Consider the following 24,444-nt stretch of genomic DNA (forward strand, 5'->3'; position numbering starts at 1 on the left):
ACAACGTCCGAAGGCCACCCCGGACAGCTTCGTCACCCGCAGCTGGTTCGACGCGAAGGCACCCCGCACGATCAAGCTAAATTATGCTGCCCACTCGCGATTGGCCGCGTTGCGATTTGGTGGCGCCATCGTGATCGCGCTGCTGGTCGTCGGCTTCTTCCTGTTCTGGCCGTGGTTTCCGTTTACCCTGGCCATGGTGGCGGCCCCGCAAAGGTCGCGTGCGCTCCTTCGCGAGGCCAGCACCCGCTGGCTGGACGGTTTCGATCAGGCCGGCTGAAGCGCCAGTTCGTCGGCGGTCGGATAGTCGGTATAGCCCTCGGCCCCACCGATGTAGAACAATTCCTCGCGCTGCGGATTGAGCGGCAGCCCCTCGCGCAGGCGGCGCGGCAGGTCGGGATTGGCGAGGAAGGTCCGGCCGAAGGCGATCGCATCGGCCTCGCCCGCATCGAGCGCCGCCTGGGCGCTCGCGGCATCATAGTCCGAATTGAGCGCCAGGACGCCGCGATACACCTTGCGCATCACCGGATGGATCGGCGGATGGTCGGGCTCGCCCCGGCTGCCGCCCGGACGTGGCTCGCGCATCTCGAGGAAGGCGACGCCGATCTCGTCCAGCGCGGCGGCGGCGGCCTCGAACAGCGGCACCGGATTGCTGTCGTTGACGCCCTGCACCTCGCCATTGGGCGAGAGGCGTACGCCGGTGCGATCGGCACCGATCGTGTCGACCACGCGCCGGCTCACCTCGCGGAGCAGGCGGATGCGGTTCTCGATCGAGCCGCCATAGTCGTCGTCGCGGAAGTTCGAGTTTTCGCGGAGGAACTGGTCGATCAGATAGCCATTGGCGGCGTGGATCTGCACGCCGTCGAAGCCGGCGCGCATCGCGTTCTCGGCGGCGCGGGCATAGTCCTCGAGGATTCCCGGGATCTCGTCGGTGCGGAGCGGGCGGGCCTGGGTATAGGGGCGCTTGATCTCGCCAGCGTCCTCCGCCGGGTACGTGCGGACCTCGCCGGGCGCAGTCGTGGCCGACGCCGAGACCGGCGGCTCGCCGCCGAGAAAGTCCGAATGGACCAGACGACCCATGTGCCAGAGCTGGGAGACGATCTTGCCGCCGGCTTTGTGGACGGCGGCGGTGATCGGCTTCCACGCCTCGACCTGTTCGTCGCTCCAGATGCCGGGGGCATAGGCCCAGCCGAGCCCCTGCTGGCTGATGCCGGTCGCTTCGGTGATGATCAGGCCGGCGCTGGCGCGCTGGCGGTAATAGTCGGCCATGACGGGCGTGGGCACATGGCCGCGGGTCGAGCGCCCGCGGGTAAGCGGCGACATCCATACGCGGTTCGCGGCGTGGATCGCGCCGAGCTGAATCGGATCGAACAGGCTGGGCATTGAAATTCCCTCATGCTGTTTGTGACTTGGCGGAGATAGGGCGCTACAGGGCGCCATGCACCGCAACGCACCGACAACAAAAACTACCCCGGCACGAAGCCATGTTGCGACCGCGCTGATCGCCGCGCTGGTCGCAAACACGGCGCTGGCCACGGGTCCCCTGTTCGTCCGGATGGCCGATGTCGGGCCGGTATCGGCTGCGTTCTGGCGGCTGATCATCGCCACGCCGATCCTCTTTGCCGCAGCGACGGCAATGGGCGAGCGGCCGATCGCGGCAGGCCGGGGGCGCTGGTGGATCCTGGCCATCGCCGGCGTGGTGTTCGCGCTCGATCTCGCCAGCTGGCATATCGGCATCGTCCGCACCACGCTCGCCAACTCCACCCTGTTCGGCAATTCGGCGTCGCTGATCTTCCCGATCTACGGCTTCGTCGTGGCGCGGGCCTGGCCGAGCAAGAGCCAGGGTGCGGCGTTGCTGCTGGCCGCCATCGGGGGCGCGCTGCTGCTCGGGCGCTCCGCCGAGCTTTCCTCGCGACACCTTGCGGGCGACCTGTTCTGCCTGGCAGCCGGCGTGTTCTACGCGGTCTATTTCGCGCTGATGGCGCGGGTGCGGGCGAGCCTTGCCCCCGTGCCGGCGCTGGCGCTCTCCTCGCTTGCCACCATCCCGCCACTCTTGGTGATCGCGCTGGCGATGGGCGAGCAGATCGTGCCCCACCTGTGGTGGCCGCTGCTCGCGCTCGCCATCGTCAGCCAGCTGATCGGCCAGGGGTGCATGATCTATGCGCTCGGCCACCTTTCGCCACTGGTCATCGGTATCGCGCTGCTGGTGCAGCCGGCGGTCGGGGCGGCGCTGGGCTGGGTGATCTTCGACGAGAAGCTCGCCGCCGCCGATCTGTTCGGCGCGGGCCTGGTCGCGGTGGCGCTGGTGCTGGTGCGGCAGGGGGCGGTACGGCCCAAGGGGTAGGCGGTTGCCGGGCGCCTGCTTCGGGCCTAGATCATCACCCATGGATCTCGCCGACGCCACCCTCGACGAACTGCGCGCGGCGCTTGCGCCGTCGCTTGCCGCCAACGCCGCCTTTGACGGCTGGAACCAGCGTGCGCTCGATGCCACTGCCGACGGCATGGGCGTCGACCGCGACGTGGCGCGACTCGCCTTTTCGGATGGCCCGCTGGCGATGATCGACGCCTGGTTCGCGCATATCGACCGCGCGATGCTGGACGAACTTTCGCCCGAGACGCTGGCGGCCATGAAGATCCGCGCGCGCATCACCGCGCTGGTCGAGGCGCGGCTGGCGCTGCTCGCCCCCTATCGCGATGCGCTGCGCCGGGCGCTGGCGATCCTCGCCATGCCGCAGAACCTCGCCAAGGCGAGCAAGCTCGGCTGGCGCGCCGCGGATGCGATGTGGCGCGCGGCGGGCGACACCGCGACCGACTATAACCATTACACCAAGCGGATGACGCTCGGCAGCGTCTATGCCGCGACGATCGCCGTGTTCGTGCAGGACGAAAGCGAGGAGTGGGAAGATACCCGCGCCTTCCTCGCCCGCCGCATCGAGGGCATCATGCGCTTCGAAAAGGCCAAGGCCGGTTTCGTCCAGCGCACGGCCAATCGCCCGAGCCTGTCCCGCTTCATCGGCCGGTTGCGCTACCCGGCAATTTGAGGACCTCGTCGCAGCTCCAGCCGCAGCGGCGAGACATGGGGGTACGGACAGCAAGGTGCACGTTTCATCGCTCCGCCGACTCGCTTCGTCGCATTGCGGCAATCCCGTGCTTTGCCGCCTCTAGGGGCAGTCGCATGAAGGATTCGGGCAAGAGGTTGGTGGCGGTGCGTAAAATCCGGTTTTCCAAGGTCGAGCGTGCGCTGACGGTCGCAGGGCTTGGTCCCGCGGTGCTGCTGGGCTGCGCCGTCCACGAACATCCCGAACTCGCCGCCTATCTGCCCGCCCCCAATTACGGCGTGCTGATGCCGATCCCGCGCGCCCAGGCAGCCCCGCGTGCCGAAGTGCCGCCGCCCGCCGGGCTGGTGAACCGCCTCTCCGAGATCGCGCACAATTTCGACGGCGTCGTCGGCATTGCGGTGACCAGCGTCGACCGCAACTGGACCGCCTCGCAGGGCGGCGCGCGCAAGCTGCCGCAGCAGAGCGTCTCCAAGCTGTGGGTGGCGATGACCGTGCTCGACCAGGTCGACCAGGGCCGCATCCGGCTCAGCGACCCGCTGGTCATCACCCGCGCCGACTTCACCCTGTTCCACCAGCCGGTCGCGTCGTTGGTGAAGGGCGATCAGGGCTATCACAGCACCGTCGGCGAGATCCTGCGCCGGGCGCTGACGATGAGCGACAATACCTGCAACGACAAGCTGCTCCGCCTCGTCGGCGGGCCGCCGGCGGTGCGCTCGTTCATCGCGCGCAATGCCCTTGGCTCGATCCGCTTCGGGCCGGGCGAAAAGCTGCTCCAGCTCGGCACCTCGGGGCTGACCGCGTGGAAGCCGGAATATTCGATGGGCAATACCTTCGCCGTCGCCCGTGCGCAGCTGCCCCGCGAGACCCGCGTGGCCGCCTATCAGCGTTATGTCGCCGATCCGCCCGATGGTGCGGCACCGCTCGCCATTGCCGGTGCACTCGCCCGGCTGAAGCGCGGCGAGCTGCTCTCGCCCGTATCGACCCAGTGGCTGATCGCGACGATGCAGGCTTCGCACACCGGCAAGTTCCGGCTGCGCGGCGCGCTGCCGCCCGGCTGGCAACTCGCGCACAAGACCGGTACCGGCCAGGACCTGTTCGGCCGCACCGCCGGCTATAACGACGTGGCGCTGCTCACCGCGCCCGATGGCCGGTCCTATGCGCTGGCGGTGATGATCGGCGACACGCCGCGCCCGATCAACGAGCGTCAGTTGCTGATGCACGCGGTGGTGCGCGCGGTCGTCGACGAGCATCAGGCAGGCGCCTGAAGATCACGGGCTGAAAACAGAGGCCCCGGCGGGATGACGGCGGCGCACCGCGCTGCTATCTCCCGCCCCATGCCCCATCTCTATCTTGTCGACGGCTCCAGCTACATCTTCCGCGCCTATCACCGGCTGCCGCCGCTGACCAACAAGCATGGCGAGCCGGTGGGGGCGGTGTACGGCTACACCAGCATGTTGTGGAAGCTCGCCGACGAGCTCCACAAGGCCGATGGGCCGACCCACATGGCGGTGATTCTCGACAAGTCCGAGCACACCTTCCGCAACGATCTCTACGACCAGTACAAGGCGCACCGCCCGCCCGCGCCCGAGGACCTGGTCCCCCAGTTCCCGATGATCCGCGACGCCACCCGCGCCTTCAGCCTGCCCTGCATCGAGGAGCTGGGCTGGGAAGCCGACGACCTGATCGCCAGCTATACCAAGGCGGCGCTCGCGCAGGGCTGGCAGGTGACGATCGTCAGCTCCGACAAGGACCTGATGCAGCTGATGACCGATCCGTCGGTCGACATGCTCGACACGATGAACAACCGGCGCATGGGGCCCGACGATACCCGCGAGAAGTTCGGCGTCGGCCCGGAAAAGCTGGGCGAAGTGCTCGCGCTGATGGGCGACAGCGTCGACAACGTCCCCGGCGTGCCCGGCGTCGGCCCCAAGACCGCGGCCAAGCTGATCCTCGAACATGGCGATCTCGAATCGGTGCTCGCCGCCGCGCCGACGATGAAGAAGGGCAAACTGCGCGACAATCTGATCGAGCATGCCGAACTCGCGCGACTGAGCCACAAGCTCGTCACGCTCGCCTGCGACGTGCCGCTGCCCGAGCCGCTCGACGCGCTGGAGCTGCAGGGCATCCCCGATGCGCCGCTCCGCGCCTTCCTCGAGCATCACGGCTTCAAGACGCTGCTGTCGCGCCTCGGAACGGTGGCCGATGCGCCGGTGGAAACGCACGAAGCACCCGGCGTCGAGGAAGACCCGCCCTGCAACCATGACGGCTACGAGACCGTCACCGATCTCGATGCGCTCGACCGCTGGATCACCGTCTCGCGCCACCAGGGCTGGGTGGCGATCGACACCGAGACGACCGGGCTCGACGCGACCCAGGCCGATCTGGTCGGGGTCAGCATGGCGCTGGCGCCCAACCTCGCCTGCTACATCCCGCTCGGCCATGGCGGCACCGACATGTTCGCCGAGAAGCCCGAGCAGATCGACCGCGCCGAGGCGCTCGCCCGGTTGAAGCCGCTGCTGGAGGACCCGGCGGTGCTCAAGATCGGGCACAATCTGAAGTACGACATGATCGTGCTCGGCCGCGCCGGTATCCGCGTCGCGCCCTATGACGACACGATCGTGATGAGCTTCGATCTCGATGCCGGGCTCCACGGCCACGGCATGGACGAGCTCGCCGCTACCCATCTCGCCCACAGCTGCATCGCCTACAAGGACGTGGTCGGCACGGGGAAAAGCCAGCTGAATTTCGGCCAGGTCGATCTCAAGGCCGCGACCCGCTACGCCGCCGAGGATGCCGACGTCACGCTGCGGCTGTGGCGCCGCCTCAAGCCGCGGCTCGCCTATGAGAGCGTCACCCGCGTCTACGAGAGCGTCGATCGCCCGCTCGTCGCCGTGCTGGCGGAGATGGAGAGCACCGGCATCAAGGTCGATGCAGGGGTGCTGTCGAAGCTCTCGTCCGACTTCGCGCAGCAGATCGCGGCGCTGGAGGAAGAGATCCACGCCATCGCAGGCTTCAAGTTCACCATCGGCAGCCCCAAGCAGCTGGGTGACGTGCTGTTCGACAAGATGGGGATCAAGGGCGGCCGCAGGGGCAAGTCCGGCGTCTATTCCACCGACGTCAACGAGCTGGAGCGCATCGCCGCCGACAAGGATTCGCCCGGCCGCGAGATGGTGCTCAAGGTGCTCGACTGGCGCCAGCTGTCGAAGCTCAAATCCACCTATACCGATGCCCTCCAGGCGCAGATCAACCCCGAAACGGGCCGCGTCCACACCAGCTACAGCCTCACCGGCGCGCAGACCGGGCGGCTCTCCTCGACCGATCCGAACCTCCAGAACATCCCGATCCGCACCGAAGTGGGCCGCCAGATCCGCGACGCGTTTGTGGCGGAGCCGGGCAACGTCATCCTCTCGGCCGACTATTCGCAGATCGAGCTGCGGCTGGCCGCGCACATCGCCGACGTGCCGGCGCTGCGCACCGCGTTCGAGAAGGGCGACGACATCCACAGCATGACCGCGATGGAGCTGTTCGGCGAAGTCAACCGCGACACCCGCGGCCGCGCCAAGACGATCAACTTCGCGATCCTCTACGGCATCTCGCGCTGGGGCCTAGCCGGCCGGCTCGACGTGACGCCCGACGAGGCGCAGGCGATGATCAGCCGATATTTCGAGCGCTTCCCCGGCATCAACCGCTACATCGCCGATACGCTGCGCGAGGCGAAGGAGCGCGGCTATACGACGACGCTGTTCGGCCGGAAGACGCATTTCCCGCGGCTCAAGGCGTCGAACCCCAACGAGCGCGCGGGCAGCGAGCGCGCCGCGATCAACGCGCCGATCCAGGGCACCAGCGCCGACATCATCAAGCGCGCCATGGCGCGGATGGTCCCGGCGCTGCGCGAGGCGGGGCTGGATAAGGTCCGCATGCTCCTCCAGGTGCACGACGAACTGGTGTTCGAACTGCCCGAGGGGGATGTCGCGGCCGCGCGGCCGATCATCGAGCGGGTGATGGCCACCGCCGCCGAACCCGCGATCCAGCTCACCGTGCCGCTGGGCGTGGAGATCGGCGTCGGCCCCAGCTGGGGCGCCGCGCATTGAGCGAGGGGGAAGCGTCCAAGGATATCAACGCGCTCGCCAAGGGCGGGCGCACCAACATGCTGGGCTTCATCATCCGGCTGGTCGCCCGGCTGCCGTTCCTGTTCATCGCCGGGCGCTCCTATGGCCCGGAGATCGTCGGGCGCTATGCGATCGCGGTGCTGGTCATCGAGTTCGTGGCCCTCGTCGCAACGCTCGGCCTCAAGCGCGGGCTGGCGCAGGCGCTGTCGAGTACCGAGCGGCCGCACACCCATGTGGTGTGGGACGCGATGGTGGTGGCCTTTGTCGCGGCGCTGATCGCCAGCGGCATCATGATGGTCTTCCCGCAGGCGATGTTCCCCAACAGCCCGGTGATGGGGCTGGAACGGTTCCTCTCCGTCGCGGTGATCGCCATCGCGCTGTCCGACGTGTCGCTGTCGGCGCTCGCCTATCGCCACAATATCGGCGCCTCGGTGACCGCGCGGGCGATCATCGAGCCCTGGACGATCAGCATCGCGGCGTACGTCTTCTCCTTTGTCTCGTCGCGCGACGGGCTGCTGATGGCCTATGTGCTGTCGATGAGCGCCGCTTTGGTCGCCTCGATCGTGCCGTTCGTGCGCGAATATGGCCTGCCGGTGGGCTGGCGGCCGCAGCCGGCGGTGATCTGGGGGCTTGCCCGGCTCAATGCGCCGCTGGCGGGGGCGGATGCGATCGAGTGGGCGACGCGCAACGTCGACCGCTTCATCCTCGGCCTGCTGTTCGCACCGTCGGTGGTCGGCATCTATTACATGGCGCAGCAGGTCGCCTCGGTGCCACAGCGGCTGAAATCGAGCTTCGACCCGATCCTGGGGCCGGTGATCACCCAGAGCCTTGCCGCGGGCGACCGCCCGGCGGTGGCGAATCAGGTGCGGCAGGTCGGCTTCTGGATCCTCTGTGCGCAGGCGGGGCTGGCGGTGATGTTCTCGATCCCCGCCGAGGGGGTGATGGGGCTGCTTGGCCGCGAGTTCGTGATCGGCTCGGCGGTGCTGTGCATCCTGCTGTTCTCGGAGGTGCTCGCCTCGCCCGGCGCGGTCTGCGAGACCGCGCTGATCTACATCGCCCGGCACACCAATCTGGCGATTTCGATCTGCGTGCTGATGCTGCAGATCGGCTTGAGCTTCGTGCTGATCTTCATCGCGCGGGGGCAGGGCTGGTCGGTGCCGGTGCAGTCGGCGGCGCCCGCGGTGGCGCTGGCGCTCTCGCTGACGATCGGCTCGATCGCCAAGGGACTGTTGCTCCAGGCCAAGCTCGGCGCGCCGGTGGTGAGCATCCGCCCCAGCTTCTTCGCGGCGATGGCGATCGCGGGACTGGTCGGCGCCGCCTTTACTTCGCTGCCGCATCGCTTCGAATGGGCCGAGATGAGCCTGGGCATGCCGGCGATCCTGATCACCTTCCTCTTCGTGATCATCCGCTTCGGCTTCGGCCCGGAAGACCGCGCGCTTTTCCGCAAGGTGCCGCGGGCAGAGGGGGCGGCGGAAGCGGCTTGAGTATTTCCTCCCTCGGCAAAGCCGGGGGAGGGGGACCGCCGCCGCAGGCGGTGGTGGAGGGGGCGGTGCAGCGCGAACCGTCGCTGGAAAAACGAGTGAGGCAGAGTCCCCTGCAAACCTTGCCCGGGCCACTTTGATCCCTATATGTTCTACGCTGCTCTTTGAATTCGCGAGCCACTCCATGCCGCGCGTATCTATGGATGCGCGCGTACTCGAACGTACCCTAGGCGCGGCCGCGCACGGGCGTAAACTTCCTAAACTTCAGCCGAGCTGAAACCGCGCGAGCGCCTAAACTTCGTAAACTTAGGCAATGCGCCGCGCCCTCCGCAGGAGGCGCGGCGCATTGCCTCAATGCCGGAAGTGGCGCATGCCCGTGAACACCATCGCCAGCCCGGCCTCGTCGGCCGCTGCGATGACTTCGTCGTCACGGATCGAGCCGCCCGGCTGGATCACTGCGGTCGCACCCGCTTCCACTGCCGCGAGCAGGCCGTCGGCGAAGGGGAAGAAGGCGTCCGACGCCACGGCAGAGCCGATCGTGCGCGGCGTGCCCCAGCCGGCCTTGTCCGCCGCGTCCTTGGCCTTCCAGGCGGCGATGCGGGCGCTTTCCAGCCGGTTCATCTGGCCGGCGCCGACACCCGCCGTGCTGCCGTCCTTGGCATAGACGATCGCGTTCGACTTGACGTGCTTGGCCACCGTCCAGGCGAACAGGCAGTCGGCCAGTTCCTGCTCGGTCGGCTGGCGCTTGGTGACGACCTTGAGCTGGTCGCGGGTGACGATGCCGTTGTCGCGGCCCTGGACCAGCCAGCCGCCGGCGATCGACTTGGCGAACAGGCCGCGGCGCGCCGGATCGGGCAGCTCGCCGGTGAGCAGCAGGCGGAGATTCTTCTTCGCCGCGAACAGCGCCAGCGCTTCCTCGTCGGCGTCGGGCGCCACCACCACTTCGGTGAAGATGCCGGTGATCTGCTCGGCGGTCGCGCGGTCGAGCGGGCGGTTCACCGCGATGATCCCGCCGAACGCCGAAACGGTGTCGCAGGCGAACGCCGCCGCATAGGCTTCGGCGAGGGTCGCGCCGCTCGCCACGCCGCAGGGATTGGCGTGCTTGACGATCACCGCGGTCGGCGGGCCGTCGCGGAATTCGCTGACCAGCTCAAGCGCCGCATCGGCGTCGTTGTAATTGTTGTAGCTCAGCTCCTTGCCCTGCACCTGCCGGGCCTGGCCGATGCCGCGCGCGGCGGGGCCGGTCGCGGCATAGAAAGCCGCCTGCTGGTGCGGGTTCTCGCCATAGCGCAGCGCCTGGCCACGGCTGAGGGAGATGTTGAGCGTCTCCGGGAAAGCCTCGCCCTGGTCGGCGAAGGCGAACCAGCTGGAGATCATCGCGTCGTACGCTGCGGTGGCGGCATAGGCCTTGGCGGCGAACTTGCGGCGCTGCTCGAGCGTGGTCGTGCCACCCATCACCAGCGCATAGTCGGCTGGATCGGTGACGATCGCCACCGACTCGTGGTTCTTCGCGGCCGAACGGACCATGGACGGGCCGCCGATATCGATATTCTCGATGATTTCGTCGCGGTCCGCGCCCTTGGCGACGGTCTGGGCGAAGGGATAGAGGTTGACCACGACGAGGTCGATCGGGGCGATCGCGTGCTCGGCCATCGAGGCCTGGTGCTCGGGATTGTCGCGGACCGAGAGCAAACCGCCATGCACCTTGGGGTGCAGCGTCTTCACCCGGCCGTCCATCATCTCCGGGAAGCCGGTGAGGTCCGAGATGTCGCGGACCTCCAGGCCTGCGTTGCGGAGCGCCGTGGCGGTGCCGCCGGTCGAGACGAGCTCGACGCCCTGGGCGGCCAGGGCCTGGCCGAGTTCGACGATCCCGGTCTTGTCGGAGACCGAGAGGAGCGCGCGGGTGATCTTGATGTCCATGGCCCGCCCCTCTCCCCAATCGGGCGCGCCGGGGCAAGCCCTATTTGGAGCGCCTATTTAGAACGGTGGAACACCCAGTTCACGCTGGCGCCGCCCGCCGGCGTCTCGCCCTGGATCACCAGCTGCTGCGTGGCGTGCGGACGGCCGCGCGCGTCGATCCACAGGCTCTCCTCGATCGCCAGCGTGCCGCCCTTGGCGCGGAACTGCCACAGCATGCCCGAGGCGGTGCGCAGGATCGCGCCGTGGCCGTCGGCGGTGGGCGACACCTCCACCTGCGGGGCAAGGTGGAAGCGCACCGCGAACGGTGCCGAATCGATCCGCCGCTTGCCGGAGGGCAGCAGCAGGTCCTCGCCGCGCAGATCGCGCCCGTCGTGCGAAAGCGTGAGTTCGCGGCGATGGAGCAGGCCGAAGCGGCGGACATAGCCGTCCTGCGCCGCCTCGATCCGGCTGGCGTTTTCGGTCTCGTGGCGGACCAGCTCGACTTCGCTGACCCCGCGCCCGAGCGTGCCATCGGCATGGATCGCGGTGGAGTTGCTGTCGCCCAGCACCAGCGTCGAATGCGCGGCGGTGGTGCGCAGGCCCTGGACCAGCTCGGCGGGGAGCCGCGCATCGGCGGCACGGCTGCCGCCGCAATTGACGACGATCCGGTCGGTGCCGTCCGAAAGCTCGAAGGCGAGGGTGGAGGCGCAGCCGGTCTGCGCTACCCGCGCGTCCGGCGGGGGGGCGGCGTCGAGGATCAGCACGGTGCCGGCGCAGGACAGGCGCTGATAGCCCCATTCGCGCGCCTGCTTGAGCGGGCGGGTGCGCACGCCGGTCGCCTCGATCGCCTGCTCGATCCACTCGCCGCCGATCGGCGCGCAGCCCTGCCAGCTGGAGAGCCCGCCATCGCCGTGGCAGACGCCGAGCAGCGCCGCGACCATGCGGTTGAGCGCGCCCAGCACGAAAGCGGGCGGCTCGATGCGGCGGCCGGCATAGGTCTCGCAGAGCAGGGTGATCAGCTGGATCGCGTCGAGCTGGCCATCGGGCGAGCGGCCGACGGTGCCGCCATCCTCATAGACCGAGGCGGTGATAGCCCGGTTGAGCCCGGCCTCGGCGAAGGCGCGGCGCGGGTCCCCGCCGGGCAGCACGAGGCCCGCGACAGTGAGGCCCGCCCAGGCGGCGAGGCGCGGCACGCCCGCTGGCACCTTGTCGGCGCTGCGGTCGAGGTGGCGGGCACCTCTGGCCAGGGCATGCATCACGCCCGAGCGATAGACCTGGTCCGTCGACGACAGGATCAACGGGGCATGCGCCACCCAGGCCAGGATGCGCCGGCCGACCAGATCGGGGCGCCAGGCGGGGTCCGCGACCTGCTCGCCGTGCACCTTGAGCCAGCGGCGCATGAGGTCTTCGGCGATCGGCGCGCCCTGCTGCCGGGTGGCGACGCTGGACAGGTCGCGCAGCCAGCCAAAGCCCTGGAGATGCTGGGTGAAGGCGGGCGACCAGTCGGGCTTGGCGAAATCGAGGCTCTCGATTGTGCGGACCTCGCCGCATAGCCGCAGCTCGCCGTCGAGCAGGGCGTTGCCGCGCTGCGGATCGCCGAAGAACGGATCGTCGGCGGCGGTGAGCAGCTTGAGCGGGTGCCGGCCCTTCAGCCGCATCGCATAGAAGGGCGAGCGCCAGGCGAGGCGCTGGAAGCGATCGGCGATCCGGTCGGCCAGCGACAGGCCGCGGTCGCCGCCTACCCGGATCAGCCGCTTGCCTTCCTCGACTCCGTCGGCGGCGGAGTCCGGCGTTTGATCGGTCAAGCCCCGCGCAGTGCCGCAATGTTGGCGGCGTACTGGCTCGGACCGCCGGTGAAGGTCGCGGTGCCGGCGACCAGCGCATTGGCGCCGGCGGCGATCGCCTTGGGCGCGGTCTCGCGGTCGATGCCGCCGTCCACTTCCAGGTCGATGGCGCGGCCGCTCGCCTCGATGCGCCGGCGCAATTCGGTGATCTTGGGCAGCTGGCTCTCGAGGAACTTCTGTCCGCCGAAGCCCGGGTTGACGCTCATCACCAGGATCAGGTCGACCAGATCCATGACGTAATCCACCGCATCGACCGGCGTGGACGGGTTGAGCACCACGCCGGCGCGCTTGCCCAGCGCCTTGATCGTCTGGAGCGTGCGGTGGAGGTGCGGGCCTGCCTCGGGGTGCACCGAGATCGTGTCCGCGCCGGCCTCTGCAAAGGCAGCCAGCATCGGGTCGACCGGCGTGATCATCAGGTGCACGTCGAAATTCTTGGCCGAGTGCGGGCGCAGCGCCTTCACCACCGCGGGGCCGATGGTGATGTTGGGCACGAAATGCCCGTCCATCACGTCGACATGGATCCAGTCGGCGCCGGCGGCGTCGATGGCGCGGACTTCCTCGCCGAGCCGTGCGAAATCGGCCGAGAGGATCGAAGGGGCGATGCGAACGGACATGGTCGTCTCCTAGGGAAGGGGCGAGTCGGGCGCAACCGGAGGGGCGAGCGCCCACCGGTTGCGCACTGCTTCTCCACAGACTTATCCACAGCTTGCTGTGGGGCCGGGACGAAGGGCCCCGGGCGTGCGATCAGCGGCGGCGGAAGCGGGCGATGAAGAAACCGTCGAGGCCGCCCTGATCCGCCAGCATGCCCGGCAGGACGCGGACCGAACCGTCCTCGCGCGGCGCAATGCCGGCGGGAAGCTCGTCTGCGGTCGCCGCTACCAGCGCGAACTCGGGATGCGCCGCGAGGAAGGGGGCGAGATGGGCCTCGCCTTCCTTGGGTTCCAGCGAACAGGTGGCGAAGACGAGCGTGCCGCCGGGCTTTACCCAGGCGGCGGCGCGGTCGAGCAGCTTGGCCTGCAGCTCGGCCATCTCGGCGATCAGCGAGGGGCGGACACGGTGGAGCACGTCGGGATGACGGCGGAAGATGCCGGTGGCGCTGCACGGCGCGTCGAGCAGCACGGCGTCGGCGGGGGCGGCGGGGCTCCACGTCAGCAGGTCGGCGGTGACGATCTGCGCCGAGAGGCCGGTGCGCTCCAGATTCTCGCGGAGGCGGGCGAGGCGGTTCTCGGCGACGTCGACCGCGGTCACCTGCCAGCCGGCAGCGGCCAGCTGGAGCGTCTTGCCGCCGGGCGCTGCGCAGAGGTCGAGCACGGTGCCGGTGCCTGCACCGATCAGCCGGGCAGGGATCGAAGCGGCGAGGTCCTGCACCCACCACTCGCCCTCGGCGAAACCGGGCAGCTCGGGCACGCTGGTGCCGGGCTCCAGCCGGGCATGGCGCGGGGCGAGGCTGGTTGCGCCGGGGACGGACCCCTCCGTCTTGAAGCTGAGGTCGAGCGGCGGCGGGGAGGCGATGGCCTCGCAGGCGGCCTGGACCACGGCGTCGCCCCACTGCGCCTGCCAGCGCAGCGCCACCGGATCGGGGAGCATCGGCAGGTCGGGCAGCGTGGCGTTGCCGCGCATCAGCGTGCCGAACACGCCGTGGACGAGCTTGCGCGGACCGCCGTCGACCAGCGGCAGCACGGTCGAAATGGCTGCATGGCCGGGCGTGCCGAGCGCGATCGCCTGGACCAGCGCGATGCGCAGCGCAAAGCGGGCCTTGGCGTCGTCCGGCAGGCGCTGGCGGGTGGCGGAATCGATCAGCGCGTCGAGGTCGGGCAGGCGGCGCAGCGCCTCGGCGGCGATGGCATGGGCCAGACCGCGGTCGTTGGGCGCCAGCCCCTGGGCGGCGGAATCGAGCGCCTGTTCGAGGGCAAGGCCGCGGCGGAGCACCGCATCGAGCAGCTTGAGCGCGGCGCGGCGGGCGGGGACGCCGGGGGCGTCGGGCTCGCGCTCGGCGGGGCGGCGGGTGGTCGGGCGGGCCATGGTCAGCGCACTCCCTTGCGATGTTCTGCTCGTGCGTGCGCTACCCAACCGTTCACTTGACCATGCTCCTTTGCGGGCCGACATGGGCCGGGCAACCAAGGAAGGCAATCCCGATGGGCAAGCGACCCGACCATGTGCAGCCCCCGGCCTATCTCTCGAAGAGCCCGCCGGTGCCCAAGCCCGAACCGATGCAGCGGCCGGACAAGGACCCGCTGGCAAAGGATCCCGTCCGCTATGGCGACTGGGAGCTGAAGGGCATCGCGATCGATTTCTGATCGGGGACCCGGCCGGCGAAGTTTAGGAAGTTTAGGCGTCCGCGGGTTTTTCGCGGCGCCGAAGTTCAGGAAGTTTAGGCGCGCGCCGCCAATCCGTCCGCTTGGTGCCAGGCCCATCGCCGATCCATGGATAGCGGCCATCCATAGCCCGTCGCCCCAGCGACGCTGGGAAATCCGCGAGCAGGCGCTGAAAGGGGCCGGCAGGCTGTAGGCGATGCCAGCGTGCGCTGGCATGACGACACTTGGAGATGCCGCCGAAATTTCCACGCGCGGGAAACCGGTCCAAGCGCCGCGACGGCAGTCATTCGACGGTTCAAAGAACCTGCAGAGGCTAGCAGGAACCCCGCCTGTAGGACAGCGGCGGCTCAGTTCGCCAGCTGCGGGAAGGCGGCGCGGAAGGCGGCGACCTTCGGCTTGTCCCAGCGCATGATATAGGGGTGGGTGGGATGCCGCCAGAAGAAGTCCTGGTGGTAGTCCTCCGCCGGATAGAAGCTGCCGGTTTCCAGCTTGGTCGTGATCGGCTTGGGGAAGGCCTTTGCCCGGCCCAGCTGCGCGATATAGGCCTCGGCGACGCGGCGCTGATCGGCATTTTGCGGGAAGATCGCGCTGCGATAGCTGGGGCCGCGATCCGGGCCCTGGCCACCCTTTTGCGTCGGGTCGTGCGCCACCGAGAAATAGACGCGCAGCAGCGTGCCGTAGCTCACCCGGGTGGGATCATAGACGATCTTCACCGCCTCGGCATGGCCGGTCGTCTCGGTCGAGACCTGCGCGTAGGTGGCGGTGCCCTGGGTGCCGCCGGCATAGCCGTTGGTCACCGACTGGACGCCCTTCACCGACTGGAACACCGCCTCCATCCCCCAGAAACAGCCGCCGGCGAACACCGCCGTCTGCGGCTTCTTCGCCTTGGAGACGTCGACCGCCGGCAACGGCAGCGGCACCGCCGTCGCCTTCTCGATGCGCAGGCCGCCGGCCGCGATCAGCAGGAAGGCGCCGCCGGCGAGCGCGGCGAGGGAGAGCGGGAGCTTCAACGGGCTACGGGTCATGATACCCCCATATAGGGATGAAGAGGCCCCCGCGTTACAGGTCCCTCAGCGCAGGTCGGCGCAGGCCGTCTGGATGCGGGTGCAGGCTTCGCGGAGCAGCGCCTCGGAGGTCGCATAGCTGATCCGCATCGCCGGCGACAGGCCGAACGCCGCGCCGTGCACCGCCGCGACGCGGGCATCGTCGAGGAAATAGCCGATCATGTCCTCGTCGGTCTGGATCACCTTGCCCTTGGGGGTGGTCTTGCCGATCAGCGCGCTGAATTCCGGATAGACATAGAAGGCGCCTTCCGGGGTCGGGCAGTGCATGCCGTCGATTGCGTTGAGCATCGAGACGACGAGGTCGCGGCGGGTCTGGAAGGCGGCGGCGCGGTCCTTGAGGAAGTCCTGGTCGCCGGTCAGCGCCGCGACGGCCGCCGCCTGGGCGATCGAGCACGGGTTCGAGGTCGACTGCGACTGGAGCTTGGCGATCGCCTTGATCAGCGGCGCCGGGCCGCCCGCGAAGCCGATGCGCCAGCCGGTCATCGCATAGGCCTTGGAGCAGCCATTCACCGTCAGCGTGCGCTCGTAGAGCGACGGGCAGACCTGCGCGATCGTGGCGAATTCGAAGCCGTCGTACAGGATGTGCTCGTACATGTCGTCGGCGAACACCCAGACATGCGGGTGGCGCTCGATCACCTCGCCCAGCGCCTTGAGCTCGGCGGCCGAATAGGCGGCGCCGGTGGGGTTGGACGGCGAGTTGAGGATCACCCACTTGGTCTTCGGCGTGATCGCCGCCTCGAGCTGGGCGGGGGTGATCTTGTAGGCCTGGTCCGCACCGGCGGCGATAAAGACGGGCGTACCGCCGGCGAACTGAACTACGTCAGGATAGCTGACCCAATAGGGCGCGGGGATGATCACCTCGTCGCCGGCTTCCACCGTGGCGACGATCGCGTTGAACAGCGTGTGCTTGCCGCCGACGTTGATGGTGATTTGCTGCGCAGTGTAGTCCAGGCCGTTGTCGCGCTTGAACTTGGCGATCACCGCCTCCTTCAGCTCGGGCGTGCCGTCGACATTGGTATACTTGGTCTTGCCGCTGCGGATCGCCTCGATCGCGGCTTCCTTGACGAAGTCCGGCGTGTCGAAATCGGGCTCGCCGGCGCCCAGGCCGATCACGTCGACCCCTGCACGCTTCAGCTCGAACACGCGGCTGGTCATGGCGAGCGTGGCGGAGGGCTGGATGCGCTGGAGCGCGGCGGAGGTCTGCATGAGTCTGGACGCCTTTTCCGGGGAAAGATGCGCGCCTATAGGTCCGCTTCGGCGCCTTCCGCAACTGTAACGGCTGCAACCAGTCCGCGAACCGCATTGCCGAGCAGGAAACCGTGGACGAGATCCTCCGGGCGGAGGTTGCCTTCCACCGCGTGGCCGGTGGCGAGCAGCTCGGCGCGGAGCACCCCCGGGAGCAGCCCGCGCGACAGCGGCGGGGTCACCAGCACGCCGTCGCGCTCGACGAAGAGCGAGGTGAAGCTGCCTTCGGTCAGGAACCCGTCCGCATCGGTGAACACCACTTCCCAGGTCCCGGCAGCGCGGCGCGGGGCGTCGTAGATCGCCCGGCGGGTGGTCTTGTGGGCGAGGCGGAAGTCCTCGCGCGGCACGGAATGGGGTACGATCCGGACCTTTATCGGCGCCGGCGGCGTGATCGGCAACGGCGCGATGCCGATCGCGACCGCGCCCGACGGGCCGAGCAGCAGGCGCACCTTGGCCGGGTGGCGCAGGCGGAAGGTGGCCGCCTGCAGCTCGTTGCGGACGACATGGCGGTCGAAGGGAAAGCCGAAGGCGGCGGCGCTGGCGCGGATCCGTTCGAGATGGCGCTCAAGCAGCAGGATGCCGTCCTCGGGATCGAAGCGCATCGTCTCGATCAGGTCGAAGTCGGGCTCGCCCGCGGTCACGAACGCGCCCTTGGCGAGGCATTCGTGCCATTCGCTGTCCGCCTGCGAATCGGCGACCACGCCGGAGCCGAGGCCGAGCGTTGCGGGACCGGTCTCGGGAAGTGAAAGCGTGCGGATCGCGACGTTGAACTCGGTGCTGCCATCCGCGTCGATCCTCCCTATCGAACCGGTATAGACGCTGCGGGCGTCGGGTTCGACTTCGGCGATTACCTGCATTGCGCGGATCTTCGGCGCGCCGGTCACCGATCCGCAGGGAAACAACGCGGCCAGCGCGTCGACGGGCCCGAGTCCCTCGGCCAGCCGCGCGGTGATCGTCGACGTCATCTGGTGGACGGTCGGGTAGGTCTCGACGTGGAAGAGTTGCGGCACCGCGACGCTGCCGGGGCGGGCGACGCGGCCGAGATCGTTGCGCATCAGGTCGACGATCATCAGGTTTTCGGCGCGCTGCTTGGGGTCCGCGGCGAGGGCCCGGGCGAGGCCGGCGTCGATCGCGGGATCGGGATCGCGGGTCGTCGTGCCCTTCATTGGCCGGGCGGTGAGCATGCCGTCCTCCAGCGTGAAGAACAGCTCGGGCGACAGGCTGAGCAGCCAGTGTCCGCCGGTCGCGACCAGCGCGCCATGTCCGGCGGCGGCGCGGGCGCGGAGCAGGGCGTACAGCGCGGCCGGATGCCCGGCGACCGGCACCTCGGCGCGGAAGGTGAGGTTGGCCTGATAGATGTCGCCGGCTTCTATATAGCTGCGCGCGCGTGCGAAGGCGGTGTCGTAGGCGGCGCGGTCGAGCAGGGGGTGGGGACGACCCGCCCAGGCGCCGGCGGGATCGGGCAGCAGTGCCGGCACGGTCTCGGCCTCCAGCTGCCGGTGGCCCCGGAACAGGCCGAACCAGAGCAGCGGGGCACCGCCCTCGCGGGCGGGCACGCAGGATTCGAAGGCGGCACCCGCTTCGTAGGCGAGCCAGCCGGCCGCATCGAGGCCCTCCGCCGCCGCAGCGCGCAGCCGGTCGAGCGCGGGGGCAACGTCCTCCAGCCGATGCGCGACGACGATCTCGACCGGATCGGCGTACAGCCGCGCGCCGCGTCCGCCGGCGCGGGCATCGTCGAGCAGCACGAAGGGCGGACGCAATTCCATCAGCCGACTCGAATGCAGGCGCCAGCCGGATTGGGCAAGCCTTGGTTGCCGCGCGCCCGCGCGCGGGGTAGCGAGGGGCATGGCGCCCCCCGATCCCAACGCTGCCCCGCCGCCGCTCCGCGCGGCGATCGTTCCCGTCACGCCGCTCCAGCAGAATTGCACGCTGCTGTGGTGCACGAAGACGATGCGCGGGGCGTTCGTCGATCCCGGCGGCGATCTCGATCGGCTGCGCGCGGCGGCAACCCAGCACGGCGTCACGATCGAGAAGCTGCTGATCACCCACGGCCATATCGACCATTGCGGCTCGGCCGGCATCTTCGCCGAGGAACTGGGCGTGCCGATCGAAGGCCCGCACGAGGCCGATCGCTACTGGATCGCCCGGCTGGAGGATGACGGCCGCGCCTATCGCGTGCCCGGCAAGCCGTTCGAGCCGGATCGCTGGCTGGAGCAGGGCGACCAGGTGACGGTGGGCGAACTGGTGCTCGACGTCTATCACTGCCCCGGCCACACGCCGGGCCATGTCGTGTTCCACCATCCCGAGTCGAAGCTCGCGATCGTCGGCGACGTGCTGTTCCAGGGATCGATCGGGCGAACCGACTTTCCGCTGGGCAACCACCAGGACCTGATCGACGCGATCACCACCCGGCTGTGGCCGCTGGGGGACGACACCGTGTTCGTCCCCGGCCATGGCCAGCCGAGCAATTTCGGCCAAGAGCGGCGCACCAACCCGTTCGTCGCCGATTCGGTGCTGGCCCGCGCCTGAGGCGCTACGAACCCCTGTTTCTTCGTCATCCCGGCTTTCGCCGGGATGACTACAAGGGAGCGGGACTCAATGCAGCGGGTTCGATCCCGTATAGCCGAGCCACGCGGCATAGAGGCCGAGGCCCGCGACGATCAGGAAGGTGGTGAGCGCGCCGATCTTGCGGCCGAGCAGCCAGCCGTCCATTCCGAAGGCGTGCACCACGCGGCCGAGCAGATAGACCGCGGCGACCACCCACAGATAGAATCGCGTGCCCTGGGCCAGCTCGATCAGGCCGATCAGGATCAGCACGAAGGGCGTATATTCGACGAAGTTCATCTGCGCGCGCATGCGCGCGAGGAGGCGGGGGCTGCCGCCGTCGCCGGTGAGTACCTTGTCGGCCGTGCGAATCTGGATGACGCGAATCGCCAGCCACAGGTTGAGCAGCGCCGCCGCGCCTGCGCTGGTGAGTGTGACCGGCAGAAAAAACATCGCGTCCCCCATGTGAAACAGGCCAAAACCCCTGCCACGCGCGGCTTCTGCTTGCAACGCGGACGAGAATCGCTATACGCGCGGGCTCGCTTCGTGACCTGTCCGCTGGTCCGGCGAGCGGCCGGCCTAGCCGTCGCTTGCCCGAACTACCCTGTGGGCGTATCGCGACTTATTGATTCATTTAGCTTGTTGAAGGTGCCGAAATGGCCGTTCCTAAGAGAAAGACCTCGCCGTCGAAGCGTGGCATGCGTCGTTCGCACGATGCGCTGACTGTCGAATCGTTCCAGGAGTGCCCGAACTGCGGCGAACTCAAGCGTCCGCACAACCTGTGCAACGCGTGCGGCCACTATAACGGCCGCGAAATCGTTTCGGTCGAGGGCTGAACGACGTTCCGCAACGGGGGGTTGCCGGTATGACTGTTCCCTCGCGGATCGCCGTCGATGCAATGGGCGGCGACGAGGGGGTCGCCGTCATGCTCGCCGGCGCTGCACGTGCACGTCGCCGCTTCGAGGGGATGGAGTTCCTTCTCGTCGGCGACGAGTCGCGCATTCGTGACGGCCTGAAGGCGCATCCGAATCTGGCAGCCGCGTGCGAGATCGTCCACGCGGCCGAAGTCGTTGGGTCCGATGCCAAGCCGAGCCAGGCGATTCGCCGCGCCAAGACCACCTCGATGGGGATCGCCATCGACCTGGTGAAGCAGGGGCGTGCCGGCGCGGCCGTATCCTCGGGCAATACCGGCGCCTTGATGGCGATGGCCAAGCTGTCGCTCCGCACCATGGCGGGGATCGACCGGCCGGCGCTCGCCGCGCTGATGCCGTCGCTTGGCGCCAATGATACGGTGATGCTCGACCTCGGCGCCAATACCGAGGTGGACGAGCGCAACCTGGTGCAGTTCGCGGTGATGGGCGCGGCCTATGCGCGCACCGCGCTCGATCTCGCGCGCCCGCGCGTGGCGTTGCTCAACATCGGCACCGAAGAGATGAAGGGCACCGACAGCATCCGCGATGCTGCCGCCCAGCTGCGTGCGGCCAAGCACCTGCCGCTCGAATTCACCGGCTTCATCGAAGGCAACCGGCTGTCGCGCGGCGACGTCGACGTGATCGTCTGTGACGGTTTCTCTGGCAACATCGCGCTCAAGACGGCGGAAGGCACCGCGCGCTTCGTCGCCGATCTGCTGCGCCGTGCGTTCAGTTCCTCGCTGCGCTCCAAGGTCGGGTTCCTGATCTCGAAGCCGGCGACCGAGCTGCTGCGCCACCATCTCGATCCAAACAACCATAATGGTGCCGTTTTCCTCGGGCTGAACGGCATCGTCGTGAAGAGCCATGGCGGCGCGAACGAGGTCGGGGTGGATACCGCGATCGGCTTCGCCGCCAAGATGGTGCGCGACGAACTGACCCGGCGCATTGCCGAGGATCTGGGGAACTTCGAGGCCAAGGCCGCGTAAGTACGAGGTAGAAGGGGTCGCATGACCGTACGTTCGGTGATTCTCGGCACGGGTTCCGCCCTGCCGGCGCAGCGTGTTTCCAACGCGGAGCTGGCGGAGCGCGTCGATACCAGCGACGAATGGATCGTCGAGCGGACGGGGATCCGCTTCCGCCATCTCGCAGGTCCGGACGAGACCACCGGCACGCTGGCGGCCGATGCCGCCCGTGCGGCGCTGGAATCGGCCGGCATCGAGGCGGCGTCGATCGACCTGATCGTGCTGGCCACCGCCACCCCGGACCAGACCTTCCCCGCCACCGCCACCCGCGTGCAGAATGCGCTCGGCATCCTCGATTGCGTCGCGTTCGACGTGGCGGCGGTGTGTTCGGGCTTCCTCTATGCGGTGCAGGTCGCCGATTCGATGCTGCGCGCGGGCGTGCATCGCCGCGCGCTGGTGATCGGCGCCGAGACCTTCAGCCGCATCCTCGACTGGGAAGACCGCACCACCTGCGTGCTGTTCGGCGACGGCGCCGGCGCGATCGTGCTCGAGGCGCAGGACACGGCGGGCGAGGCGCCGCAGGGCATCCTCTCCACCAAGCTCCACGCCGATGGCCGCTATAACGACCTGCTCTATGTCGATGGCGGTCCGTCGACCACCGGGACGGTCGGCAAGCTGCGGATGAAGGGCCGTGAGGTGTTCCGCCACGCGGTGGTGAATCTAGCCGCGGTGATGAACGAGTCGCTGGCGCTGGCCGGCCTCCAGCCGAGCGACGTCGACTGGGTGGTGCCGCACCAGGCCAACGCCCGGATCCTCGACGCCACGGCGCGCAAGCTGGATCTGCCGCCGGAAAAGGTGATCGTCACCGTCGACCGCCATGCCAACACTTCCGCCGCGTCGGTGCCGCTTGCGCTCGATGCTGCGGTGCGGGATGGACGGATCCAGCGCGGCGATCTGCTGGTGCTGGAAGCGATGGGCGGCGGTTTCACCTGGGGCGCCGCAGTCGTTCGGTTCTGACCAGCGCAATAGGTAACCCATTTTGGATCAAATACGTGTTTTTCCAGTATATGTCTGAGGCGTTACTAGGGCTTCAACATCAAACTTGATAGCGCGTAACAATCTGATACGGGTACAGAGGTTTATGAAAGGAAGTGCCGGATGAGTGCTGCGGGAACGCTGACCAGGGCAGACTTGGCTGAATCGCTGCATCGCGAAGTGGGGCTTTCGCGCGCGGACGCCTCACGTATCGTCGAGCAGATTCTCGGACACATGTGCAACGCGCTGGCGAAGGGAGAGAACGTCAAGATCTCGGGCTTCGGCAGCTTCGTGCTGCGCGACAAGGGCGAGCGGGTCGGCCGCAACCCCAAGACCGGGGTGGAGGTGCCGATCGCACCCCGCCGCGTGCTCACCTTCCGGGCCAGTCAGATGATGCGCGACCGCATCGTCTCGGCCCGCTGAGAACCGGCATGCCGGCGACCGAGAAGGCCGCCGGCGCGTTGCGGACCATTGGTGAGCTCGCCGCTGAAATCGGCAGGCCACAGCATATTTTGCGCTATTGGGAAACGCGTTTTCCCCAGCTGAAGCCGCTCACCCGTGCGGGCAACCGCCGGTATTATCGACCCGACGACGTGGCGCTGGTGCGCCGCATCCATCAGCTCCTCAGCGAAGAGGGCTATACCATCCGCGGCGTCCAGCGACTGCTGGCAGAAGAAAAGGCGGCGCGCGGCAAGAACCGCACCGCAGAACTTCAGGCGATCCGCAATTCCCTCGCGGAGGCGCTGGAAGAGGATTGCTGACCCTCAGGCATCCGGGCCCAGGTTCGGATCCAGATCGCGCGGGCGCACGAACCGAATCAGGTCGGCGCTCGCGCGGGGTACGTCCCGCCAAGTCGCCACATCGAAGCGCAGCTCGGCGAGAGTCGCGGTGGGGAATTTCTGTTCCGCCGCGTCGCGCAGCGGCCCGTCCTCGGTCACCCGATCGAGCACCAGCTCTTCCAGACCCGGATTGTGCCCGGAAAGCAGCACCACTTCGGCGGTATCGGGGAGTTCCTCGACGGCATCGAGCAAGGTCGCCAGCGAGGCCAGGTACAGCTTCTGGTCCCACACCGGCGCGATCGCCGCGCCATAGCCGTGGGAGACTTGCGCCAGCGTTTCCTGCACCCGCACCGCCGGCGAGGCGATGGCATGGTCGAAGCGAAGGCCCTGGTCGCGCAGATAGCGGCCCATCGCCACGGCGGCGCGCTGCCCCTTGGGGTTGAGCGGCCGATCGAAATCGCGCGCGACCGGATCGTCCCAACCGGACTTGGCGTGGCGGAGGACGAGAAGGGTCTTCATGCTTCCCCGAGATGAGCGCTGGCGGTTTCGCCCGCCTCATGCCGCAAGCCGGGCCCCAAGGAAAGCCGAACCCGCTCGACCGCCTGATCCAGCGTCGTGCGGGTGATCCGCGTCCCCGCCGGAAAGGCATCGAGCAGCCGCGACGGGGTGGCCGAGGAGAGCAGCACGAAGGCGCCGCGATCGTCGGCGCGGCGAATCAGCCGACCGAACGCCTGGGCGAGCCGGGCGCGGACGATGCGATCGTCATAGGCCGAGCCGCCGCCGGCCAGTCGCCGCGCGGCATGGAGCACGCTCGGCTTGGGCCAGGGGACGCCCTCCATCACCACCAGCCGCAGCGACTCGCCGGGCACGTCGACCCCGTCGCGCAGTGCATCGGTGCCGATCAGCGAGGCGCGCGGGTCGTCGCGGAAGATGTCGACCAGCGTGCCGGTGTCGATCGGGTCGACATGCTGGGCGAGCAAAGGCAGCCCGTCGCGCGCCAGCCGGTCGGCGATGCGGGCATGGACCGCGCGCAGCCGGCGGATTGCGGTGAACAGCCCCAGCGTGCCGCCGCCGGCCGCCGCGATCAGCCGGGCATAGGCATTGGCGAGCTGGGGAATATCGCCGCGCTTCACATCGGTGACGATCAGCACTTCGGCGCGGTTGGGATAATCGAACGGGCTGGCCGCGATGAAATGGGCG

General features: G+C 68.7%; 24 protein-coding genes. 13 read left to right on the top strand and 11 right to left on the bottom strand.

The genetic code is table 11. The features are described from left to right. Nucleotides 1-130 precede the first annotated feature (130 nt). A complete protein-coding gene (locus QZ814_RS08570) occupies nt 131-277 on the top strand; it encodes a hypothetical protein (RefSeq protein ID WP_294330981.1) in 147 nt (48 codons plus the stop codon). Here QZ814_RS08570 and QZ814_RS08575 read toward each other — a convergent pair. Beyond that, nucleotides 265-1,380 (bottom strand): alkene reductase, encoded by a 1,116-nt coding sequence (locus tag QZ814_RS08575; protein WP_294330982.1) that lies wholly within the window; start codon nt 1,378-1,380, stop codon nt 265-267. The genes QZ814_RS08570 and QZ814_RS08575 overlap by 13 nt on opposite strands. Before the next feature lie 55 nt (nt 1,381-1,435). On the opposite strand from QZ814_RS08575, the gene QZ814_RS08580 reads away from it, so the two are divergent. From QZ814_RS08580 to QZ814_RS08600, 5 genes are all read left to right on the top strand, one after another. Further along, entirely contained in the window at nt 1,436-2,341 is a 906-nt protein-coding gene (locus tag QZ814_RS08580) for a DMT family transporter (RefSeq protein ID WP_294330985.1), read from the top strand. A 40-nt stretch (nt 2,342-2,381) separates the two neighbouring features. Beyond that, nucleotides 2,382-3,038, top strand: coding sequence for a COQ9 family protein (locus QZ814_RS08585; protein ID WP_294330987.1), 657 nt, complete (start codon nt 2,382-2,384; stop codon nt 3,036-3,038). Nucleotides 3,039-3,211: 173 nt separating this feature from the next. Continuing rightward, nucleotides 3,212-4,321: a serine hydrolase gene (locus QZ814_RS08590; protein ID WP_294331022.1), complete on the top strand. Its 1,110-nt coding sequence runs from the start codon at nt 3,212-3,214 to the stop codon at nt 4,319-4,321. A gap of 69 nt (nt 4,322-4,390) precedes the next feature. Next, complete coding sequence (polA, locus tag QZ814_RS08595; RefSeq protein ID WP_294330989.1) at nt 4,391-7,147, top strand: DNA polymerase I; 2,757 nt, start codon at nt 4,391-4,393, stop codon at nt 7,145-7,147. Beyond that, nucleotides 7,144-8,649, top strand: coding sequence for an oligosaccharide flippase family protein (locus tag QZ814_RS08600; RefSeq protein WP_294330990.1), 1,506 nt, complete (start codon nt 7,144-7,146; stop codon nt 8,647-8,649). The genes polA and QZ814_RS08600 overlap by 4 nt, the downstream gene beginning before the upstream one ends. Nucleotides 8,650-8,997: 348 nt before the next feature. On the opposite strand, the gene purH is transcribed toward QZ814_RS08600, so the two are convergent. The 4 genes from purH to QZ814_RS08620 all read right to left on the bottom strand — a co-directional run bounded on the left by purH (nt 8,998) and on the right by QZ814_RS08620 (nt 14,411). Beyond that, nucleotides 8,998-10,566, bottom strand: coding sequence for a bifunctional phosphoribosylaminoimidazolecarboxamide formyltransferase/IMP cyclohydrolase (gene purH, locus QZ814_RS08605; protein WP_294330991.1), 1,569 nt, complete (start codon nt 10,564-10,566; stop codon nt 8,998-9,000). Between the two features lie 53 nt (nt 10,567-10,619). After that, nucleotides 10,620-12,350 (bottom strand): heparinase II/III family protein, encoded by a 1,731-nt coding sequence (locus QZ814_RS08610; protein WP_294330993.1) that lies wholly within the window; start codon nt 12,348-12,350, stop codon nt 10,620-10,622. Beyond that, nucleotides 12,347-13,003: a ribulose-phosphate 3-epimerase gene (gene rpe, locus QZ814_RS08615; RefSeq protein WP_168847841.1), complete on the bottom strand. Its 657-nt coding sequence runs from the start codon at nt 13,001-13,003 to the stop codon at nt 12,347-12,349. The genes QZ814_RS08610 and rpe overlap by 4 nt, the downstream gene beginning before the upstream one ends. A 130-nt stretch (nt 13,004-13,133) precedes the next feature. Further along, nucleotides 13,134-14,411, bottom strand: a complete 1,278-nt coding sequence (locus QZ814_RS08620) for a transcription antitermination factor NusB (protein ID WP_294330996.1) — start codon at nt 14,409-14,411, stop codon at nt 13,134-13,136. A gap of 113 nt (nt 14,412-14,524) precedes the next feature. On the opposite strand from QZ814_RS08620, the gene QZ814_RS08625 reads away from it, so the two are divergent. Next, entirely contained in the window at nt 14,525-14,686 is a 162-nt protein-coding gene (locus QZ814_RS08625) for a DUF1674 domain-containing protein (RefSeq protein WP_093296369.1), read from the top strand. Nucleotides 14,687-15,051: 365 nt separating this feature from the next. On the opposite strand, the gene msrA is transcribed toward QZ814_RS08625, so the two are convergent. Genes msrA through pabB form a run of 3 tightly spaced genes read right to left on the bottom strand, consistent with a single transcriptional unit; the run spans nt 15,052 to nt 18,779 of the window. Next, nucleotides 15,052-15,729: a peptide-methionine (S)-S-oxide reductase MsrA gene (gene msrA / locus QZ814_RS08630; RefSeq protein WP_294330998.1), complete on the bottom strand. Its 678-nt coding sequence runs from the start codon at nt 15,727-15,729 to the stop codon at nt 15,052-15,054. Nucleotides 15,730-15,774: 45 nt separating this feature from the next. Further along, a complete protein-coding gene (locus tag QZ814_RS08635; RefSeq protein WP_294330999.1) occupies nt 15,775-16,974 on the bottom strand; it encodes a pyridoxal phosphate-dependent aminotransferase in 1,200 nt (399 codons plus the stop codon). A gap of 35 nt (nt 16,975-17,009) precedes the next feature. Next, complete coding sequence (gene pabB, locus QZ814_RS08640; RefSeq protein ID WP_294331002.1) at nt 17,010-18,779, bottom strand: aminodeoxychorismate synthase component I; 1,770 nt, start codon at nt 18,777-18,779, stop codon at nt 17,010-17,012. 79 nt (nt 18,780-18,858) lie between these two features. On the opposite strand from pabB, the gene QZ814_RS08645 reads away from it, so the two are divergent. Then, a complete protein-coding gene (locus QZ814_RS08645; RefSeq protein WP_294331005.1) occupies nt 18,859-19,542 on the top strand; it encodes an MBL fold metallo-hydrolase in 684 nt (227 codons plus the stop codon). A gap of 66 nt (nt 19,543-19,608) precedes the next feature. Here the strand turns inward: QZ814_RS08645 and QZ814_RS08650 are convergent, their stop codons facing one another. Next, a complete protein-coding gene (locus QZ814_RS08650; protein WP_294331008.1) occupies nt 19,609-20,010 on the bottom strand; it encodes an MAPEG family protein in 402 nt (133 codons plus the stop codon). Nucleotides 20,011-20,213: 203 nt separating this feature from the next. Between QZ814_RS08650 and rpmF the strand changes: the two genes are divergently transcribed. The 5 genes from rpmF (at nt 20,214) to QZ814_RS08675 (ending at nt 23,226) form a co-directional block, all read left to right on the top strand. Further along, on the top strand, nt 20,214-20,393 hold the full coding sequence (gene rpmF, locus QZ814_RS08655; protein WP_010545868.1) for a 50S ribosomal protein L32: 180 nt from the start codon (nt 20,214-20,216) through the stop codon (nt 20,391-20,393). Nucleotides 20,394-20,422: 29 nt separating this feature from the next. Then, nucleotides 20,423-21,454 carry a phosphate acyltransferase PlsX gene (plsX, locus tag QZ814_RS08660; RefSeq protein ID WP_294331009.1) on the top strand — a complete coding sequence of 344 codons (1,032 nt, stop codon included), beginning with the start codon at nt 20,423-20,425 and terminating at the stop codon, nt 21,452-21,454. Between the two features lie 21 nt (nt 21,455-21,475). Continuing rightward, nucleotides 21,476-22,447: a beta-ketoacyl-ACP synthase III gene (locus QZ814_RS08665; protein WP_294331011.1), complete on the top strand. Its 972-nt coding sequence runs from the start codon at nt 21,476-21,478 to the stop codon at nt 22,445-22,447. A 141-nt stretch (nt 22,448-22,588) separates the two neighbouring features. After that, a complete protein-coding gene (locus tag QZ814_RS08670) occupies nt 22,589-22,888 on the top strand; it encodes an integration host factor subunit alpha (RefSeq protein ID WP_294331012.1) in 300 nt (99 codons plus the stop codon). Between the two features lie 8 nt (nt 22,889-22,896). Then, on the top strand, nt 22,897-23,226 hold the full coding sequence (locus QZ814_RS08675) for a MerR family transcriptional regulator (RefSeq protein WP_294331013.1): 330 nt from the start codon (nt 22,897-22,899) through the stop codon (nt 23,224-23,226). A gap of 3 nt (nt 23,227-23,229) precedes the next feature. Here QZ814_RS08675 and QZ814_RS08680 read toward each other — a convergent pair whose 3' ends face one another. Continuing rightward, nucleotides 23,230-23,763: a histidine phosphatase family protein gene (locus QZ814_RS08680; RefSeq protein ID WP_294331015.1), complete on the bottom strand. Its 534-nt coding sequence runs from the start codon at nt 23,761-23,763 to the stop codon at nt 23,230-23,232. Continuing rightward, nucleotides 23,760-24,444: helicase C-terminal domain-containing protein (locus tag QZ814_RS08685; RefSeq protein WP_294331017.1), on the bottom strand; the 685-nt coding region annotated here is incomplete at its 5' end. The genes QZ814_RS08685 and QZ814_RS08680, both read right to left, overlap by 4 nt.

This window comes from uncultured Sphingomonas sp., assembly GCF_913777625.1.
Classification (GTDB): Bacteria; Pseudomonadota; Alphaproteobacteria; order Sphingomonadales; family Sphingomonadaceae; genus Sphingomonas.